We start from the raw sequence: 18,759 nt of genomic DNA, 5'->3' as shown, positions 1-18,759 counted from the left end.
CGCGCGTGGCGCCCGGTCCGTGCCCAGCGGGCCGGAGGTCCCGTCGATCCGACCGGGAATCAGGCGTTCCGCGCCGCCGCGTAGTTGGCGAGGAACAGCGCCTCCGTCAGCGAGAGCCGCCGCAGTTCCTCCGGCGAGACGCTCTCGTTGACGGCGTGGATCTGCGCCTCCGGTTCGCTCAGCCCGATCAGCAGGATCTCCGCCTCCGGGTAGAGCGTGTCCAGGGTGTTGCAGAGCGGGATCGAGCCGCCCTGCCCGGCGATCTGCATCTCCTCACCCGGGTAGGCGGTGCTCATGGCCTCGGCCATCGCCGCGTAGGCGGGGCTGGTGGTGTCCGCGCGGAACGGCTGGCCCTCGCCGCCCTGCTCGACGGTGACCCGCGCGTTCCACGGGGTGTGCGCGTGGAGGTGCGCCGTGAGCAGCTTGGTCGCCTCCGCCGCGTCGGTGCCCGGCGGCACCCGCAGGCTCACCATCGCGCGGGCGCTCGCCTGGACGGACGGGGTGGCGCCGATCACCGGCGGGCAGTCGATACCGAGGACGGTGACCGCGGGCCGCGCCCAGATCCGGTCGGCGACCGTGCCGTCCCCGATCAGCCCGACCCCGTCGAGGACCCGGGCGTCCGCCCGGAAGGCGTCCTCGGGGTAGGGCATGCCCTCCCAGACGCCGTCGGCCGGCAGGCCGTCCACCCGGGTCGAGCCGTCCTCGGCGCGCAGCGAGTCCAGCACCCGGATGAGCGCGGCCAGCGCGTCCGGCGCGGCACCGCCGAACTGGCCGGAGTGGAGGTTGCCCGCCAGGGTGTCCACCCGGACCGTCAGCAGCGTCATCCCGCGCAGCATCGCGGTGACGGTGGGGAGCCCCGTGCGGAAGTTGCCGGTGTCACCGATGACCACCGTGTCCGCGGCGAGCAGTTCGGGGTGGGCCTCGGCATAACGCTCCAGACCGCCGGTGCCCTGCTCCTCCGAGCCCTCCGCGATGACCTTGACGGAGACCGGGACCCCGCCGTTCTCCCGCAGCGCGCGCAGCGCCGTCAGATGCATGATCAGGCCGCCCTTGCAGTCCGCGGCCCCCCGCCCGTACCAGCGGCCGGCGCGCTCGGTCAGCGTGAACGGCGGGGAGTCCCAGGCGGTTTCGTCCAGCGGCGGCTGCACGTCGTAGTGCGCGTAGAGCAGCACGGTCGGCGCCCCGGGCGGGCCGGGCAGCAGGCCGTACACGGACTGGGTGCCGTCGGGGGTGTCCAGGACGGCCACGTCCTCGAACCCGTCGGCGCGCAGCGCGCCGGCCACCCAGGCGGCGGCCGCCTCGCATTCGCTCTTCGGGAACTGCGCGGGGTCCGCGACCGACCGGAAGGCGACGAGCTCCCCCAACTCGGCCCGGGCGCGCGGCATCAGGGCCGTGACGGCGTCGGCGAGACGTGCGGGGTCGACGGACCGCGATGGCATGGGCACGCTCCTCGTGGGTGCGGGTCGGTGGCCGGGGCGCGGGTCGCGCGGCCGGCCGAGGCGCTGCCGATCCTCCCACAGGAGCCCGTCCCGGCTCCGCGCCGTAGGATGCGCCCGGAAGAGGTGGGACGTACGGTCGATCGGGAGCGAAGGCACAGGTGAGCGGCGACAACACGGCGGACGGCACGAGCGGCACCTCTCCGGAGGACGAGGGGCGCGAGCGGGCTCCCGGGGGAGGGCCGGCGGCGGAGGACGGGCCGCCGGGGCAATCCGCCCCCAGGAGCGGCGACCGCCCGGACGGCGCCGGGCGGGCGGACACCACGGAGCCGTGGGACGTCGTGGTGGTCGGGGCCGGCCCGGCCGGCGCCTCCGCGGCGTACGCGGCGGCTGTCGCGGGCCGCCGGGTGCTGCTGCTGGAGAAGGCGGAACTGCCCCGGTACAAGACCTGCGGCGGCGGCATCATCGGCCCCACGCGTGACGCGCTCCCGCCGGGGTTCGAACTGCCGCTCCTGGACCGGGTGCACGCGGTGACCTTCTCCCTCAACGGGCGGCTCTCCCGCACCCGCCGCTCCCGGTACATGCTCTTCGGCCTGGTCAACCGGCCCGAGTTCGACCAGGGGCTGGTCGAGGCCGCGCAGGCGGCCGGCGCCCGGCTGCGTACCGGGGTCCAGGTCACGCGGGTGGAGCAGCACGGCCCGGCGGTGCCCGACCGGCGCACCGTCGCGGTGGTGCTGAGCGGCGGCGAGACGGTGCTGGCGCGCGCGGTCGTCGGGGCCGACGGGAGCGCCAGCCGGATCGGCGCGCACGTCGGGGTGCGGATGGACCAGGTCGACCTGGGTCTGGAGGCGGAGATCCCGGTGCCGGAGACCGTCGCGGAGGACTGGGCGGGCCGGGTCCTCATCGACTGGGGTCCCATACCGGGCAGTTACGGCTGGGTCTTCCCCAAGGGCGACACCCTCACCGTCGGCGTGATCTCGGCGCGCGGCGAGGGGGCGGCCACCAAGCGCTATCTGGAGGACTTCATCGCACGGCTCGGCCTGGCCGGATTCGAACCGTCGATCTCCTCGGGGCATCTGACCCGCTGCCGGGCGGACGACTCCCCGCTCTCCCGGGGCCGGGTCCTGGTCTGCGGGGACGCGGCGGGGCTGCTGGAACCGTGGACCCGCGAGGGCATCTCCTTCGCGCTGCGCTCGGGGCGGCTCGCGGGGGAGTGGGCGGTGCGGATCGCGGGCGCGTACGACGCGGTCGACGCCCGCCGGGAGGCGCTCAACTACGCCTTCGCCGTCAAGTCCGGGCTCGGGGTGGAGATGGGGGCCGGGCGGCGGATGCAGGCCGTCTTCGCCCGCCGGCCGGGGCTGCTGCACGCGGCGCTCACCGGGTTCCGCCCGGCGTGGAACGCCTTCACCCGGATCGTCCGCGGCTCGACCACGCTCGGCGAGATCGTCCGGACCAACGGGGTGGCCCGCCGGACGCTGGCGGCGCTGGACAAGGGGTGACGGCGGTCCCGTAGCCGCGGGCGGGGCGCCGGGCGGGGGCTCAGGGGCGCCTGCGGCCCGTCCGGCGGCCCGGCTTCTCCTGGGGGCCCGGAGCGTGGACGGAGCGGGAGGGGAGCGGGGAACGCGCCCGGCGCCGGGACCGGCCACCGCGGCGGGCCCGCGACGCCCGGATCGGATCACCGCGCGCCGCCGTTCCCCGAGCGCCCCTCACCGCCGCTCAGCCGCCGGAATCCCCGGCACCCCCGGCCGCCCCTGCTGCCGTGTCCCCGCCGTCCGTTCCGGCCGGACGGCGCGCGAGCAGCATGGCCTGAGGGGTCCGCTCGGCGTACTCGCCGGTCTCGTCCCGCGCGCGGAGCTGCCGTACGCGCGTCTCCAGCCCGGCGTCCGCCAGCAGACCGGCGACGTCGTCCGGCTGCCGGCGGCGGAAGTCCAGGGCGATGGGGTGACCCCACCCCTCGGTGAGACGGAGCGTGTCCTCCCCGGCCTGGAACCCCAGCAGCAGATACCCGCCCGGCGCCAGCACCCGGTGGAACTCCGCGAATACCACGGGTAGCTGCGCGTCGGGCACATGTATCGTGGAATACCAGGCCAGAACGCCGCCGAGAGCGGCGTCCGGCAGGTCCAGGGAGAGCATCGAGCCCTCCTCGAAGCGCAGGTCCGGGTGGTTCCGCCGGGCCACCGCGAGCATCCCCGGCGAGAGATCGATGCCGGTCACCGGGACGCCCAGCCCGTGCAGGTAGGCCGTCACCCGCCCGGTGCCGCAGCCGACGTCGGCGACGGGGCCGAGCCCGCCGGCCCGGACGAGCTCCGCGAAGGCGGTCAGCATCGCCCGCTCCAGCGGTTTCGCCTCCAGCTCGGCATGGGAGCGCCGGTGGTACTCGTCCGCGAGCGTGTCGTAGGAGGCGCGGGTGGCGGTGAGGAAGTCCGGCTCGGAGATCATGGCGGTCATGCTAGCGGCCGGGCGGCCGGGAGTGCCCTGATCCGGTCATCGCCGGACGGTACGGCCGCCACCGGCCACCGGCAGGGGGACCGGCCGGCGCGGAAGGGCGGACGGGGCGCGTCCGGCGCGGCTCACGCGGGCCGGCGAGGGCCGGTCCGGGAAGACGGCCGAGTGGGAGTGAGATGAGGGGACGAACGTGCTGAGGGTCTACTACCGGTTCGTGTACTGGAAGCGGCGCACCGGGCGCGCCCTGGGGCTCGGCGGGCCCGGGCGGGGCGCCGCCCGCCGTCCGCGCGCCCGGCGGAACGCCGTCCGCGCCCGGATGTACGCGCTGCGGCCGCTCTGGGTCTTCGCCGCGATCGTGGCGGTGGTCCTGGTGGCCTCGGCGGTGGCCGGCGGCTGGTCCGGGCCGTACCGCGGCAGCGGCCTGTTCTGACGGGACGGCTTCCCCCGGCGGAACGGCTTCCGCCGCCACGCCGCTCCCGTGGCGGGACGCGCCCCGGGGCTACGGTGGGCGGGTCGCCGCCGGCCGGTCCGGCCGGGACCGTGGCGGCCCGGCCCGATGCGGACCCGGGCCGCGGCGGTCCCCGTGACCGGCCCGGTGGCCCCGAGTCCACGCCGTCGCCACGGGAGAGGCCGATGACCCGAGCCGGTGAGCTGCGCCCCGGAAGCCCCGCCGGGCGGGCCGTGCTGGCCGCCGCCGTGCTCGCCTCCGGGATGGCGATGCTCGACGGCACCATCGTCAATGTGGCGCTGCCGAGGATCGGCGCCGACTTCGGCGCGGAACTCGCCGCCCTGCAGTGGACGGTCAACGCCTACATGCTCACCCTCTCCGGGCTGCTGCTGCTCGGTGGCGCGCTGGGCGACCGCTACGGCCGCCGCCGTGTCTTCGAGATCGGCGTGGTGTGGTTCACCGTCGCCTCCGTCCTCTGCGGGATCGCGCCCACCGCCGCCACGCTGATCGGCGCCCGCGCGCTCCAGGGGGTGGGCGGCGCGTTGCTGACGCCGGGGTCGCTGGCGCTGATCCAGGCGTCCTTCCGGCCCGAGGACCGGGCCCGGGCCGTCGGGCTCTGGTCCGGGCTGGGCGGGGTGGCCATCGCCGTGGGCCCGTTCCTCGGCGGCTGGCTGGTGGACGGACCGGGCTGGCGCTGGATCTTCCTCATCAACGTGGTGCCGGCCGTTCTCGTCCTGCTGCTGGCCCGGCGGGTGCCGGAGAGCAGCGACCCCACGTCCTCCGGGCGCTTCGACTTCGCGGGCGGCGCGCTGGCGGCGCTGGCCCTGGCCGGGGTGACCCACGCGCTGATCGCCGCTCCCGGCGGGGCCGGGGCCCTGGTGATCGTCACCGGCGTCGCCGGGGTGGCCCTGGGGGCGCTGTTCGTCGTGCACGAGCGCCGGACCCCGCGGCCGATACTGCCGCTGGAGGTGTTCCGGTCACCGGTCTTCACCTGGGTGAACGTGATCACCATCGCGCTCTACGCCGGCATCGGCGGGATCTTCTTCCTGCTGCCGACGCAGTTGCAGAACGCGCTCGGCTACGACGCCCTGGAGGCGGGCGTGGCCTCGCTTCCGGTCACCGTGCTGCTGATCGCGCTGTCCGGCCCCGCCGGGGAGCTGGCCCGGCGGATCGGCCCCCGGCTGCCGCTGACGGTCGGCCCACTGGTGGCCGCCTGCGGTCTGCTGCTGCTGATCAGGGCCCGCCCGGGCTCCACCTACTGGGTGGACGTCTTCCCCGGGGTGGTCGTCCAGGGTCTGGGCATGAGCCTCTTCGTCGCCCCGCTCACCGCCACCGTGCTGGCCGCGGCCGAGACCGGACGGGCCGGGGTGGCCAGTGGGGTCAACAACGCGGCGGCGCGGATGGCCCAGCTCCTGGCGGTGGCGGCGCTGCCGCTGGCCGTCGGCCTCTCCAGCGACCGTTACCGCGACCCGGCGGCCCTGGACCCGGCCTTCGGCGCGGCTCTGCCGATCTGCGCGGGGCTGATGGTGCTGGGCGCGCTGCTCGCCTGGTTCACGGTGCCCACGGAGCTGCCCGGCGGCGAGGGCGAGCAGGGGCCGGAGCGGCCGCAGTGCACACCCAGCTGCGCCATCTCCAGCCCGCCCCTGGAACCGGGGCGGGGGGACCGGACCGGGGGCGGGTGAGGGACCCGGCCCCGCCGCAGGGTCCGCGGCGGACCTCCGTGCAACACGCCGGCCGGTCCCAGCCGCAGGCCGGTCCGCGCCCGTGGTCCCGCCGTGCGCGGCGCGGCGGCCGTACGGCGGGACGGGCCCGGCGCGGCGGGGCGTGACACGGCGGTGGGCCGGACACGCCCGTCCAGGCCCGCCTGCGACGGTACGGCACGCCGGGATACGCGGGCCCGGAGCACGCCGTCACACCGCGCCCACACCGCGCCCACACCGCGCCCACACCGCGCCCACGGCGGCGCGCGCGGCCGGCCGGGCCGTCCGCGTTTTGTTCACGGCGGGCACAAAGTGAGAATGAGGGCGTGACCCCACCTCGGACGACACGGCTGGAGAGAGGCCGCAACGCCCTCGGACCGGCGCTGGAGCTTGTGCACACCGGACGGGCGCCGACCCGCGCCGTCCTCACGGCCGAACTCGGGGTGACCCGCGCGACCGCCGGGGCGGTCGCCGCCGAACTGGCCGCGCTCGGCCTGATCATCGTGGACTCCCGCCCCGGGGCGGCCGGGTCACAGGGCCGGCCCTCGCACCGGCTGGCCGTCGACCCCGCCGGCCCCGTGGTGCTGGCCGCACAGGTGCACGCCGACGGTTACCGCGCCGCGCTCGTGGGGCTCGGCGGGCGGATCGTCGCCACCGCGCCCGGCTGCCAGGAGGTCCCCGCCGACCCCGGGCACGTCCTGGCGGACGTCGTCGGGACGGGGGCCCGGCTGCTCGCGGAGAGCGGACGGCGCTGCCTCGGCGCGGGACTGGCGGTGCCCTCGGCGGTGGCGGAGCCGGAGGGCGTCGCGCTCGGCCCCCTCCATCTGGCCTGGCCCGCGGGAGCGCCGGTGCGGGAGATCTTCCGGGAGGCGGTGGCGAAGGCGGGCATCCTGCCGGACCCCGCCGGGCCGGCCGGCCCCGCCGTCGCCGCGGGCAACGACGTCAACCTCGCCGCGCTCGCCGAGTACCGGCACGGCGCGGGGCGGGGCGCCCGCGACCTGCTCGTCGTCGCCACCGGGCACCGGGGCGTCGGCGGCGCCCTCGTGCTGGACGGGCGCCTGCACACGGGGAGTTCGGGCCTCGCGCTGGAGGTCGGCCACCTCACCGTCCACCCCGACGGCCGGCCGTGCCACTGCGGCAACCGCGGCTGCCTGGACGTGGAGACCGACCCGCTGGCCTTCGTCACGGCCGCCGGCCGCGACCCCGGCCCGGAGGTCTCCCTGCTCCAGCAGTCCCGCGACCTGCTCCGCGACGCATGGGGCGACCCGGCGGTCCGGGCGGCGGCCCGGCTGCTCATCGAACGGCTGGGGCTGGGGCTCGCCGGGCTGGTGAACATCCTCAACCCGGACCGTATCGTCCTCGGCGGGCTCCACCAGGACCTGCTCCGGGCCGACCCCGAGGGGCTGCGCGCCGCCGTCGCGGACCGCGGCCTGTGGGGCCGGCGCGGCGGAGTGCCCGTGCTGCCCTGCGCCCTCGGCCACAACAGCCTGGTGGGGGCCGCGGAACTGGCCTGGCAGCCGGTGCTGGACGACCCCCTGGGCGCGCTCGGCGGCTGACGGCCCGGCAGCCGCCGGGAGACCCCCGGGCGCCCCGGTGGGCCCCCGGGGGCCCACCGGCGCGGGCGGTCAGTCCGGCGCGGGGCGGGCGGCTCCGGTGCGGCCGGAGCGGAACCGCGCGTGCTCGCGCTGGGGGGCACGGCCGCGGCCGGCGCCGGGCCGTGGTGCCGGCCCGGTGTCCGGGGAGGCCACGCCCCGGGGCTGCCCGCCCGGTGTCCGTACCGGGCCGCGGGCCGGCTCCCTCGGCGGCGGGGCGGTGCACGGGGCGGGGGAGGCGGCGCCGTCCGGCCCGGCGGCCACGGGGACCCGCAGCGAGAACCAGACCACCGTGGCACCGTCCCCCTCGCGCCGGCGCATCCCCCAGCTCTCCCTGCCCGCGAAGGGGGCCGGCACCGGGTCCCGGTCCGCCGCGGCGCCGCCGGGGGCCGCGGGGGCTCCAGGGACAGCGGGGGCTCCGGGGCCCGGCGGCCTGGGGTCGCCGTCGTGCACCGCGACTGTCAACCGGTCCTGCCGCAGCCGGAGTTCCACGGTGCAGGGCCGGCCGGGGCGGGCCTGGCGGTCCACCTGGCCCAGCAGCTCGGTGAGCCCCCGCGTGGCGGCGTCGATCAACGGGTCGAGGTGCCAGTAGCGCAGATGCGCCGAGACGATTCTGCGGATCGGGCCGATCCGCGACGGCAGAGTCCGGAACTCCACCGCGCGGTGGCCGCGGGATGAACTGATCACGCTGCGGCTCCCTGGGGCTCGGACGGCAGGAAGACGGGAGGACGAGATCGCCACCGCGCCGGGCGGGACGCCCGGGGCACGGCACGCGCCGGCGAGGAGCGCGTCACGGGGTCGGTCTGCTCTATGTGCCCGGAGCGGACCGGCGGGAAGCGCCACACCGTGTGAACCCTCGGTAAACCCGCGTCAGGGCCGTAGCGTGCGGAGGCAGGCGTCACTCACACCCCACGCTTCCCCCGCACCACCGTGGCGCCGGGCGTTCCCGGTGCCGCACCGGGCTCCGCCGGTCAGGGACGGTCCGCGTCCCCGCCCGCCGTCCGCACCGCGTCGAAGAAGCTGCTCGCCGACGGCGGGCCCTCCTCACCCGGGTCCGGATCCCGCTCACCCAGCGTGAGGCGGTAGCGCTGGCCGTTGACGGTGGCCAGCGCCTGGTCGCCGCCCGCGAACCAGGGCTTCTCGGCGCGCACCTGGTGGACGGGGGCGCTGTCGATCTCCGTGCCCTGGCTGTTCATCAGCGTCAGCCTGCCGTCCCGGATCTGTACCTGCCCGGCGCGGGTGAGCGACCGCATGCGGTGCCCGATCCCGACCCGGCTCGCCTTGTACTCCGGATCCGCCATCCGAACCTCCCCCTCGGGTGTCCCTCACACCGTCATTCTCCGGTGGACGCTGCTCTGCAGGTCAGTGTGCCCGCGACCGGCCGCGGACGCCAGCCCCGGCTTATGATCGGGTCGGTCCGGCGCGCCACGGCCGGGCCGTGGACATGAGCGCGAGGAGCGGTGCCGGTGACCACCACCGACCGGAGGCCCGACAGGGGCAGGGGCCGGGGACCGGGCGAGCCCGCCCTCCCGGCGGGGGCGGAGCCCACGGAGCAGACGGAGCAGACGGAGTGGCGGCCTGCCGGCTGCCCGTCCCCCGTCCTGGACACCGACCGCAGCGACCCGGGCTACCGGGCCTGGCTGAGTGAGGCCGTGCGGAAGGTACAGGCGGACGCGTGCCGCTCGGCCGACACCCATCTGCTGAGCTTCCCCCTCCCCGCGGAGTGGGGCATCGACCTGTACCTCAAGGACGAGTCCACCCACCCCACCGGCAGCCTCAAACACCGGCTGGCCCGCTCGCTCTTCCTCTACGCCCTGTGCAGCGGCTGGATCCGGCCCGGCCGCCCGGTGATCGAGGCGTCCAGCGGCTCGACGGCCGTGTCGGAGGCGTACTTCGCCCAGCTGATCGGGGTGGAGTTCATCGCGGTGATGCCCGCCACCACCAGCCGGGAGAAGATGCGGCTGATCGAACTCCAGGGCGGCCGGTGCCATCTGGTGGACGACCCGCGGACGGTCTACGAGGTCTCGGCCGAACTCGCCGCGGAGTCGGGAGGCCACTACCTGGACCAGTTCACCTACGCCGAGCGCGCCACCGACTGGCGGGGCAACAACAACATCGCCGAGTCCGTCTACCAGCAGCTCCGGCGCGAGCGCCACCCCGAGCCCGCCTGGATCGTGGCCACCGCGGGCACCGGCGGCACCTCCGCCACCATCGCCCGCTACGTGCACTACATGCAGTACGACACCCGGGTCTGCGTCCCCGACCCGGAGAACTCCTGTTTCTATGCCGGGTGGACCACCGGGGACCCGGAAGCCGCCTGCGACAGCGCCTCCCGGATCGAGGGCATCGGCCGCCCCCGGATGGAGCCCAGCTTCGTGCCGGGGGCGATCGACCGGATGATGAAGGTGCCCGACGCCGCCACCGTCGCGGCCGTCCGCGTCCTGGAGCGGGTCATGGGCCGCCGGGCGGGCGGCTCGACCGGCACCGGGCTGTGGAGCGCCCTGACGATCGTGGCCGAGATGCGCGCCGCGGGGGAGACCGGTTCGGTCGTCACCCTCATCTGTGACGCGGGCGACCGCTACCTCGACAAGTACTACTCCGACGCCTGGCTGGCCGAGCAGGGCCTGGACATCGAGCCGTACCGCGGCGCGCTCGACCATCTGCTGGCCACCGGGGCCTGGCCGGGGACCCCCGCAGCCTGACGCGGGCCGGCGGCCGGTCCCGGCCGGTCCGGCCCCTGTCCGCCGCGTTCCGCGCCCTTCCCCCGCACCGGTGGGCGCCGCGGCTCCGGGGCGGGCGCCCGCGCGCCCTCAGCGGCGCGCCGGGCGCCCCTCCGTGCCCCCGGCGTCACCCCCCCGCCGTCACCCCCCGGCGTCTCCATTCCCGCCGTCCCCACCGCCGCCGTCCTCCGCGCGGCCGGCCGGCTCGCCCGCGACGATCAGCTCCGGCGGCAGCTCCGCCAGCTCCCGCCGGGCGGCCGGCGCCAGGCCGCGGTCGGTCACCAGGACGTCCACCTGGTCCAGCGAGGCGAACGAACTGAGCCCCACCGTCCCCCACTTGGTGTGGTCGGCGACGACCACCACCCGCCGCGCCGAACGCACCAGCCGCCGGTTGGTCTCCGCCTCGGCCAGATTCGGCGTCGACAGGCCCGCCTCCGCCGAGATGCCGTGCACCCCCAGGAAGAGCAGATCGAAGTGGAGCGACCGGATCGCCTGGTCGGCCACCGGCCCCACCAGCGAGTCCGACGGCGTGCGCACCCCGCCCGTCAGCACCACCGTGGCCCCCGCCGCGCGGGGCGCGCCGGGGCGGCCCGGGGGCGGCGCCGGGGGGAGCGCCGTGTGGAACACGTCCGCGACCCGCACCGAGTTGGTGACCACCGTCAGACCGGCCACCTCCACCAGCCGCCGGGCCAGCGCGAACGTCGTGGTCCCGCCGGAGAGCGCCACCGCGCTGCCGGGCGCGGCCAGCGCCGCCGCTGCGCGGGCGATCTCCTCCTTCGCCGTGGGCTCCAGCGTCGACTTGGCCTCGAAACCCGGCTCGTGCGCGCTGGCCTCCGTGACCGGTACCGCGCCGCCGTGCACCTTCTCGACCATTCCCTGCCGGGCCAGCGCGTCGAGGTCCCGCCGGACGGTCATGTCCGACACGTTCAGCCGCCGGGTGAGTTCGTTGACCCGTACCCCGCCGCGCCGTCTGACCTCGTCGACGATCAGTGCCCGCCGCTGTTCCGCCAGCAGGTTCTGGCTCTCGCTCACCGCAGCCCCGTCCCTCCGTCACCGGCGGGCACACCGGCCGCCCGCCGCGCCGCACATCCTCCCACGCGGCCGCCGGCGCCCGGCGGGACGGCACCGCACGCCGGGCCCGGGGTGTGACCACCGCGTGATCGTCCCATCACGATCCGGCCTCGCCGGGCCCGGCCGCCTGTGAACTGCCGTACGGGGGAAGGATCCTGAGCGCGCGACCGAGGGGATGGGGAGACACGCCATGACGCCCACACAGCCGGGTGCCGCCGGGCCGGGGGACCACCGGGCCACGGACGGGGACACCGGGGCCGGACCGGACGGCGGGCCGGGGCCCGCGCTGGAGATCCTCGTGCACGGCGTGGGCGGCGCCACCCCGGAGGAGGTGCTGGAGGACCCGCGCACCGTCCGGATCACGGGGGACGACACCGCGGGCATCCACCGGCGCGCGGACGACGTGGAGGAGGGCGCCTCGCACACCGGCGCCGGGCCCACCCGGGCCGGGGCGGTGGGCGCCGACCGCGTCACGGAGGAGCCGTACAGCGGCCGGCCCGTCCCCGAGGCGTACTGCTGGGGCGGGCTGACCTCCGGCAACGGCGCCCGCGCCCTGTGGCTGCTCCTGCTGCCGTTCATGGTCGTCAATCTGGCGCACTGGATGCGGCCGTCCGTTCCGGACCGCGGTGTCCTGGTCCGGGTGTACGGACTGCTGGTGCGGCTGGTGGCGCTGAGCCTCACGGTGCTGCTGACCGCCGCCGCCTGCGAGGTCGCCCTGGACCTGGTGGCCTGGCAGTGCGCGGGCTCCGCCGCCTGCGCGGAGGGCCGCGCCTGGCTGGGCTTCCTCTCCGCGGAGAACGGCGGCTGGTGGAGCTCGCCCGGCCGGCGGCTCGCGCTCGCCGCGGTGCTGCCCGCCCTGGTGACGGGGTTGCTGTGGTGGCTCTCCCACCGCACCTGGAGCGCGTTCGAGTCCGAACCGCCGCCGGGCGGCGAGCCGGTGGGGGAGGAGGACCCGCGCGCCGGGGACCGGCCCGCGCTCTGCCTGCCCGGCTTCTGGTACGGGCGCCGGCTCGTCGCCCGGCTGCGCGCCGCGCACACCGCGGCCGGGTTCCTCACCGTCGCCGCCGCCCTCACCTACGCCACCACGCGCCACGACACCGGGCCGGACGGCGGCGTCCCCGGCGTCCTGGGCCGCTGCCTGGCCGTCGCCCTGCTGGCGGCCGGCGTGTTCGTCATCTGGGTCGTGTGCTCCCGGGGACGCAGCGAGTCGGTGCCGGACGACCGGCTGGACCGGGCCGTCGTCCGCTTCCTGCCGGGCACCGCGCTGGGGCTGCTGGCCCTGGCCGCGGCGCACGCCGTCTGGCCCCGGCCGGGCTGGCGCTCCTCCGGGGTGCTGCCGGGGGACGCGGCCTTCGGTCTCATCGCCCTCACCCAGGGCGTCCTGGTGATCGCGACGGCCGTGGCCGGCCATCTGCTGTACCGCAGCGCCCAGGACCCCCGGTCGGCGCTGCGCGGGGTGCGGGGCGCGGCGGTCGCGGTCCTGGCCTGCGCGCTCGGCGGTGTCATGTCCGGCGGGGTCGCCCAGCGGGTCGCCGACTGGCTGGACGGGCCCGGCACCCCGGGCATGGGCGACGGCTGGATCGCGGGCCCGCCGGCCGTCCTCTCCTGGAACGCCGCCGCCATCCCGTTCCTGCTGGCCGTGATCCTCGTCGTGGCGGCCTACTTCGCGGGCCGGACGTGGCGGGAACGCCGGCACCGGATGGCGGAGGTGCGTAGCGGTCACCCGGGGGAACCGGAGGACACCGCGCGCACCCGCCGTATCGCCGGGGCGCTCGCCGGTGCCCGGCTCACCGACTGCGCGCCCTGGTTCCTCGGCGCGGCCGCCGTGGCCACCGTGGTGCTCGGCGGGGTGGCCGTCGCGGGAGCCTGGGTCACCGGGCAGGTGCCCGGCCGGGCCCTGGGCGGGCCCGGGCCCGCCGGGGCCCTCGCCCAGACCGCGCAGGCGCTCGGCTCCTGGCTGATGGGCGCCGGTTTCCTGCTCTTCCTCGCCGCCGGCCGCCGCGCCTACCGTGACGCGGCCGCGCGCCGCACCATCGGCATCCTCTGGGACGTCGGCACCTTCTGGCCGCGCGCCGCGCACCCCTTCGCGCCGCCCTGCTACGCGGAGCGCGCCGTGCCCGACCTGACCTGGCGGATGGAGACCTGGACCCGCCGCACCGGCGGCCGGGTCGTGCTCTCCGGCCACTCCCAGGGCAGCGTCCTCGCCGCCGCCGCCGTCTGGCAGCTCAGCCCGCGCACCCGCCGCCGGGTCGCGCTGCTCACCTACGGATCGCCGCTGGAGCGGCTCTACGGCCGCTGGTTCCCCGCCTACTTCGGCCCCGTGCCGCTGGACGCCCTGCACCACGAGATCCACTGCTGGCGCAACCTCTGGCGGGAGACCGACCCCATCGGCGGCCCCGTGCGCGTGCCCGGACCGGCCTGCGTGGAGAACCACCCCGGCCCGGAGGTGGACCGCGGCCCGCTGAAGGACCCGCTCTCCTACGGGCGTACGCCGGAACACCCGCTGCCCGCCCCGATCCTCGGCCACTTCGACTACCCGGCGGACCCGGTCTTCGCCGAGGAACGCGCGGGGCTGCTGGAGAGGCTGCCGGAGGTGCCCCGGCAGCGGACGGCGTCCCCCGGCGCCACCGGGGCAGGTACCGAGGCCGGGAACGGGACCGGGACCGGCACCGAGGCACCCCGCGCCGCCGGGACCGGGCCGGGGGGCCGGGGCGGCCGCTGACCCGGGCATACGGCGGCCCGGGGAGGGTCCCGGGCCGGGGGAGAGGCGCGGGAGGGGCCCGGCGGGCCGTACACCCGCGGGCGGCGGCGACGGCGGACCGTCCGCGGGAGCCGCGGGGGGACCCCGTCCGCCGTCCCGTCACTCGGGCTGGGGCAGGTCCTCCGGGTACAGCAGCGTCAGGTCCTCGGTGCTCGGCTCGGAGAGCTGGGCGACGCGCCCCGCGTGCCGCTCCACCATGGCCTCGAAGGTCTGCCGGGCCGTGCGGCCGTTGCCGAACGCCGGGCCCTTGGGGATCGCCGTGAAGTACTTCAGCAGCGCCTCCGCGGCGCCCTCGCCGATCCGGTACTCGTGCTCCTCCGCCTGCTGCTCCACGATCCGCAGCAGTTCCTCGGGCGCGTAGTCGCCGAAGGTGATCGTCCGGGAGAAGCGCGACGCCACGCCGGGGTTGACGGTGAGGAAACGCTCCATCTCGGCGGTGTAGCCGGCGACGATGACCACCACCGCGTCCCGCTGGTCCTCCATCAGCTTCACCAGCGTGTCGATCGCCTCCCGGCCGAAGTCGCGGCCGGAGTCCTCCGGGGAGAGCGCGTAGGCCTCGTCGATGAAGAGGACACCGCCGCGGGCCTTCCCGAAGGCCTCCTGGGTGCGGATGGCGGTGGAGCCGATGTGCTCGCCGACCAGGTCCACCCGGGAGACCTCGACCAGGTGGCCGCGTTCCAGCACCCCGAGGGAGGCCAGGATCTCCCCGTAGAGCCGGGCGACCGTCGTCTTGCCGGTGCCGGGGGAACCGGTGAAGACCAGATGGCGCTTGACGGAGGCGGCCTTGAGCCCCGCCTCCTGCCGCCGCCGGCCGACCTCGATCATGTCGGTGAGCGCGCGGACCTCACGCTTGACGCTGTCCAGGCCGACCAGGGCGTCGAGTTCGCCGAGGACCTCCTCCGAGGGACGGCGCTCCGCGGGGTCCGCCGTGCCGGTGCCGTCCGTGCCGTCCCCGGGGGCGGCGGCCGGCCGCGCGGCGGGGAGCGGAGTGGTGGCGGGCGCGGCGCCGAGCACGCCGCCGTCCGCGGCCGGTACCGCCGGCGCCGTCCCGGCCGCCGCCCCCGGGGACGGTGCCGCGGGCGCGGTGGCCACGGCGGTCGCCACGGCGCTCTCGTCGCTGGTGCAGTCCTCGCTGACCGGACCGGGCTCGGCGAACTCGTACCCGCCGCGCGCGCAGCGCTCGGTGCGGCAGCGGGTCAGCACCGAGCGGCAGCCGTCGATGATGTGGAAGCCGTAGCCGCCGCTGCCGGAGACCCGGCAGGAGGTGAAGGTGCCGCGCCCCTCGGCGGAGACGTAGAAACCCGCCTCGCCCGGCGCGGTGATGGTGCACTGCTCCACGGTGGGGTCGGCGCCCTTGGTGACGATGACGCCGGTCGCCACGGAGTCGAAGGTGCAGCCGGAGAGGTTGCCCCCGGTGCCGTGGTCGCGGAACCACGCCCCGGTGCTCGCCTCCTTGATGCGGCAGTCGTCGAGCTGCGCGGCCGCGCCGTCGCTGACCGAGACCGCGGTGTTGCGCACCTGGGAGATGTCGCTGTCCACCACGTCCACCCGGGAGCCGCGGTCGAGGACGAACAGGGCGTCGGGCACCTCCTGCACCCGGCAGGACTCCAGCGCGGCGGAGGCCCCGTCGCTCACCCACACGGCCGGGTAGTCGCCGGTGGAGTCGTGGATGCGGCACTCGTGGGCGTCGACGCGGGTGCCCGGGTCCCACACGGAGAGGCCGTTGCGGCCGAAGCGGCGCACCGTGGTGCGGATCAGCGTGAGGACCGAGCGGGAGCGCAGGTCGACGGCGTTCTCCGGCAGATCGTGGAGGTCGCAGTCGGAGAGGGTGAGGGTGGCGTCGGTGTCCAGGGTGACCCCGTCGCCGGTGGTGCGGTGCACCGAGGAGTCGGTGAGATGCCCGCCGGCGCGGGAGGCGACGCGCACACCCGCGCCGCGGATCTCGTACACCTCACAGCCGAACGCCTCCAGCGAACTCCCCTCGCCCGTCAGGGAGATGCCCGCCCCGGAGGCGTGGTGCACCCGGCAGCGCTCCAGCCGGGGGTGCGCTCCCTCCTGCACCGAGACACCCGACTGCCCGGCCGCGACGACCTCGCAGTCCTCGAAGATCCCCCCGGCGCCGCCCAGCACGCTGATGCCCACCCCGCCGGGGTTGTCCACCGTGCAGCGCCGCACGGTGGGGCGGGCGCCGCCGCGCACCTCGATGCCGGCGGCGGAGCGGGTGACGACGCGGATGCCCGTCAGCTCGGCGGTGCCGTCCTCCACGAGCAGCGCCGGGGCGGCCGAGTCCTGACCCTCCAGTTGCAGGTCGTGCACCCCGGCGGAGGCCCGCACGGTCAGCGCGACCCCGTCCACCGGGGCGATCCGCACCGAGCCGCGGCCACCCTCCGCCCCCCGCAGGGTGACGGCGTGGTCGATGACGAGGTTCTCCCGGTAGGTGCCGGGGGATATGGAGAGCACGTCGCCGTCCCCGGCGGCCTCCAGCGCCGCGGCGAGCGAGGCGTACTCGCCCGTCCGGCGCCGCCACCGCGACGTGCCGGTGTACGTCACCTGGACCGTGCCCTCTGGTGCCATGCTGCTGCTGCGCCCCAACCTCGTACGAGTGTTCACCGGATCCGGCCGTGTCGCCGGGCGACCCACCGTAGCGTGTGCCGGGTACGGGAGTTGACCGGTCGGTCCCCTGGCCGTACGCGGTGGCCGGGGCGCCGGCCGGACGGCGCCGGGGCGGGCCGGCCCACGGGATCCCCGCCTCCTCCGGCACCCCGCGCCCGTCGGGGTACGGATCCGGTGCGGAGCGCCTCGCCCGGCGGCGCGGCCCGGCCGGGAGCCGTCCCGGTACGGAAGACCTCCCCGGGGACGGCGGGCCCGGAACCCGGTCGCCGACCCGCCCGGGCGGGGCGGGTGGTGCCGGCGGGCCGGCCGGACGGTGGTGGCGTCCCGGCGGCCGGAGACCGCTCGGCCGGGCCGGCGGTGCCGGTGAGCCGGGCGCCGGCGCCGGTGACGGCCGTGGCGCTCGCGCGCCGGACGCCGTGCCGGTCACTCGGCGGGTCAGTAACCGCGGTCGTACGGGCGCTGCTGGCCGTAGGGGTCCGCGTACGGGGCGGGCGCCGGGCGCGGGGGAGCGGGACGTGGCGCGGGCGGGCGGGGAGCCGCCGGGCGCATCGCCTCGTAGCCCGTGCCGCCGCCCGGAGGGCTCTGCGGGTACTGCTGCTGGCCGGGGTAGCCGCGCGGGGCGGCCTGCTGCTGCGGGATGTACGGCGCGGGTGCCTGCTGGAGCGGTGACTGCTGCTGGCCGGGGTAGCCGTAGCCGTAGCCGGGGGAGGAGGGGGCGGCCGAGGGGCCTGCCGGCAGCGCGGGGAGGGCCGGCGGCAGTGCGGGCAGATGGCTGTCATATGCCGCCGGAACGCGGATCGGCGCGATCTGCGGAGTGCCCCGCTCCGCGACCAGCCTGTCGTAGATCGGGGTGTCGGGGAAGGCGGACACGGAGGTGTAACCGCCACCGTAGGTGGAGCGGGGGGAGGTCATGCTGCTTAAGTTAAGCCCATGTTGTGCCTATTGGGGAGTGCTGCCGGAGGGCAGTTTGGCGAGTTCGGAGCGGCCGTGGCGCGGTAATGGGCCGTAACCGGGCCAAACGGGTCGCCAAGGGCCGCCAAAAGCGTGTGAAGACCTGGTGCCAGGCGGGTTACCGCCGGTTGTCACAGGCCCGCAGGTACCGTGCGGGTGGCCCCCCAACTAGGTTGGACGGGGAGCGTCCGGCGGCCCCGCGGAGACGCGGGGAAGGCCCGCCTCGCGGCGGGGCGCGGGCGACGCACGGAGAACGAACGATGGGGGCGGCGATGACGATGCGCAAGGGCACCAACCTCCCGGTGCCGGCACCGGCGGTACGGGTCGAGCTGGGCTGGCGGACGGGGCCGGGCGTGCCCGACGCGGACGCCTCCGCCCTGTTGCTCCAGTCCTCCGGAAAGGTCCGCTCGGACGGCGACTTCGTCTTCTACAACCAGCCCGCGCACGCCTCCGGCGCCGTCCGGCACGCCGGGAAGCGCACCGGTGACGGTCAGGTGACCGACGTCCTGGAGGCCGACCTCGCGCGCCTCGCGCCGGACGTCGAGACCGTGGTCGTCGCGGCCTCCTCGGACGGCGGCTCCTTCGGGCAGGTGCCGGGGCTGCACGTCCGCGTGCTGGACGCCTCCGACGGCGCCGAGATCGCGCGCTTCGACAGTGAGGACGCCACCGTCGAGACCGCCTTCGTGCTCGGTGAGTTCTACCGCCGGCAGGGTGCCTGGAAGTTCCGGGCCGTCGGGCAGGGCTACGGCTCGGGGCTGGCCGGGCTCGCCACCGACTACGGCATCAGCGTGGACGAACCGGCGGCACCGGCCCCCGCTCCGGCTCCCGCCCCCGCCCCCGGACCGGCTCCCGCCGCCCCGGCCCCCGCCCCCCCCCCCCCCGCGGCCCCCGCCCCCCCCCCCCCCCCCCCCGCCCCCCCCCCCCCCCCCGCGGCGGCCCCCCCCCCCCCCCCCCCCCCCCCCCCCCCCCACGCCCCCCCCCCCCCCCCCCCCCCCCCCCCCCCCCCCCCCCCCCCCCGCGCC

Annotated in this window: 14 protein-coding genes; 7 read left to right on the top strand and 7 right to left on the bottom strand. The window is 76.9% G+C overall.

Annotation, left to right across the window (positions count from 1 at the left end):
* Window positions 1-59 precede the first annotated feature (59 nt).
* Window positions 60-1,439 (bottom strand): dipeptidase, encoded by a 1,380-nt coding sequence (locus HCK00_RS25115; RefSeq protein ID WP_168104327.1) that lies wholly within the window; start codon window positions 1,437-1,439, stop codon window positions 60-62.
* Between the two features lie 338 nt (window positions 1,440-1,777).
* Between HCK00_RS25115 and HCK00_RS25110 the strand changes: the two genes are divergently transcribed.
* Window positions 1,778-2,935 (top strand): geranylgeranyl reductase family protein, encoded by a 1,158-nt coding sequence (locus HCK00_RS25110; RefSeq protein WP_168104369.1) that lies wholly within the window; start codon window positions 1,778-1,780, stop codon window positions 2,933-2,935.
* A 217-nt stretch (window positions 2,936-3,152) separates the two neighbouring features.
* Here HCK00_RS25110 and HCK00_RS25105 read toward each other — a convergent pair whose 3' ends face one another.
* Window positions 3,153-3,884 carry a class I SAM-dependent DNA methyltransferase gene (locus HCK00_RS25105; protein ID WP_206320964.1) on the bottom strand — a complete coding sequence of 244 codons (732 nt, stop codon included), beginning with the start codon at window positions 3,882-3,884 and terminating at the stop codon, window positions 3,153-3,155.
* Between the two features lie 187 nt (window positions 3,885-4,071).
* Here HCK00_RS25105 and HCK00_RS25100 point away from each other — a divergent pair, with 187 nt between their 5' ends.
* The 3 genes from HCK00_RS25100 to HCK00_RS25090 all read left to right on the top strand — a co-directional run bounded on the left by HCK00_RS25100 (window position 4,072) and on the right by HCK00_RS25090 (window position 7,585).
* Window positions 4,072-4,311, top strand: coding sequence for a hypothetical protein (locus tag HCK00_RS25100; RefSeq protein WP_168104326.1), 240 nt, complete (start codon window positions 4,072-4,074; stop codon window positions 4,309-4,311).
* A 203-nt stretch (window positions 4,312-4,514) separates the two neighbouring features.
* The gene (locus HCK00_RS25095; RefSeq protein ID WP_168104325.1) at window positions 4,515-6,011 is read left to right on the top strand and encodes an MFS transporter; all 1,497 of its coding nucleotides are present in this window, start codon (window positions 4,515-4,517) and stop codon (window positions 6,009-6,011) included.
* A gap of 344 nt (window positions 6,012-6,355) precedes the next feature.
* Entirely contained in the window at window positions 6,356-7,585 is a 1,230-nt protein-coding gene (locus HCK00_RS25090) for an ROK family protein (RefSeq protein WP_168104324.1), read from the top strand.
* Between the two features lie 69 nt (window positions 7,586-7,654).
* Here the strand turns inward: HCK00_RS25090 and HCK00_RS25085 are convergent, their stop codons facing one another.
* On the bottom strand, window positions 7,655-8,308 hold the full coding sequence (locus tag HCK00_RS25085; protein WP_206320963.1) for an ATP-binding protein: 654 nt from the start codon (window positions 8,306-8,308) through the stop codon (window positions 7,655-7,657).
* A gap of 284 nt (window positions 8,309-8,592) precedes the next feature.
* Window positions 8,593-8,922, bottom strand: coding sequence for a hypothetical protein (locus HCK00_RS25080; RefSeq protein ID WP_168104323.1), 330 nt, complete (start codon window positions 8,920-8,922; stop codon window positions 8,593-8,595).
* Window positions 8,923-9,222: 300 nt separating this feature from the next.
* Here HCK00_RS25080 and HCK00_RS25075 point away from each other — a divergent pair, with 300 nt between their 5' ends.
* A complete protein-coding gene (locus HCK00_RS25075; RefSeq protein WP_168104367.1) occupies window positions 9,223-10,323 on the top strand; it encodes a PLP-dependent cysteine synthase family protein in 1,101 nt (366 codons plus the stop codon).
* 159 nt (window positions 10,324-10,482) lie between these two features.
* Here HCK00_RS25075 and HCK00_RS25070 read toward each other — a convergent pair whose 3' ends face one another.
* Window positions 10,483-11,373, bottom strand: a complete 891-nt coding sequence (locus tag HCK00_RS25070) for a DeoR/GlpR family DNA-binding transcription regulator (protein ID WP_168104322.1) — start codon at window positions 11,371-11,373, stop codon at window positions 10,483-10,485.
* A 229-nt stretch (window positions 11,374-11,602) separates the two neighbouring features.
* On the opposite strand from HCK00_RS25070, the gene HCK00_RS25065 reads away from it, so the two are divergent.
* Window positions 11,603-14,134 (top strand): hypothetical protein, encoded by a 2,532-nt coding sequence (locus tag HCK00_RS25065; RefSeq protein ID WP_206320962.1) that lies wholly within the window; start codon window positions 11,603-11,605, stop codon window positions 14,132-14,134.
* 138 nt (window positions 14,135-14,272) lie between these two features.
* Here the strand turns inward: HCK00_RS25065 and HCK00_RS25060 are convergent, their stop codons facing one another.
* On the bottom strand, window positions 14,273-16,747 hold the full coding sequence (locus HCK00_RS25060; protein ID WP_168104321.1) for a right-handed parallel beta-helix repeat-containing protein: 2,475 nt from the start codon (window positions 16,745-16,747) through the stop codon (window positions 14,273-14,275).
* A 474-nt stretch (window positions 16,748-17,221) separates the two neighbouring features.
* Window positions 17,222-17,698: a DUF6643 family protein gene (locus HCK00_RS25055; protein WP_168104320.1), complete on the bottom strand. Its 477-nt coding sequence runs from the start codon at window positions 17,696-17,698 to the stop codon at window positions 17,222-17,224.
* 311 nt (window positions 17,699-18,009) lie between these two features.
* On the opposite strand from HCK00_RS25055, the gene HCK00_RS25050 reads away from it, so the two are divergent.
* On the top strand, window positions 18,010-18,759 hold a 750-nt coding region (locus tag HCK00_RS25050), incomplete at its 3' end, for a TerD family protein (RefSeq protein WP_375782008.1).

This window comes from Streptomyces zingiberis (genome assembly GCF_012034935.1).
In the GTDB taxonomy this organism is placed as follows: Bacteria; Actinomycetota; Actinomycetes; order Streptomycetales; family Streptomycetaceae; genus Streptomyces; species Streptomyces zingiberis.
Note: the sequence above shows the minus strand (reverse complement) of the source record. Positions and strands in the feature narration are given on the sequence as shown.

Excerpts from the sequence above, each read along its gene's own strand:
- HCK00_RS25115 (WP_168104327.1), bottom strand. The coding sequence starts at position 1,439 with ATGCCATCGCGGTCCGTCGACCCCGCACGTCTCGCCGACGCCGTCACG.
- HCK00_RS25105 (WP_206320964.1), bottom strand. The coding sequence starts at position 3,884 with ATGACCGCCATGATCTCCGAGCCGGACTTCCTCACCGCCACCCGCGCC.
- HCK00_RS25095 (WP_168104325.1), top strand. The coding sequence starts at position 4,515 with ATGACCCGAGCCGGTGAGCTGCGCCCCGGAAGCCCCGCCGGGCGGGCC.
- HCK00_RS25080 (WP_168104323.1), bottom strand. The coding sequence starts at position 8,922 with ATGGCGGATCCGGAGTACAAGGCGAGCCGGGTCGGGATCGGGCACCGC.
- HCK00_RS25065 (WP_206320962.1), top strand. The coding sequence starts at position 11,603 with ATGACGCCCACACAGCCGGGTGCCGCCGGGCCGGGGGACCACCGGGCC.
- HCK00_RS25060 (WP_168104321.1), bottom strand. The coding sequence starts at position 16,747 with ATGGCACCAGAGGGCACGGTCCAGGTGACGTACACCGGCACGTCGCGG.
- HCK00_RS25055 (WP_168104320.1), bottom strand. The coding sequence starts at position 17,698 with ATGACCTCCCCCCGCTCCACCTACGGTGGCGGTTACACCTCCGTGTCC.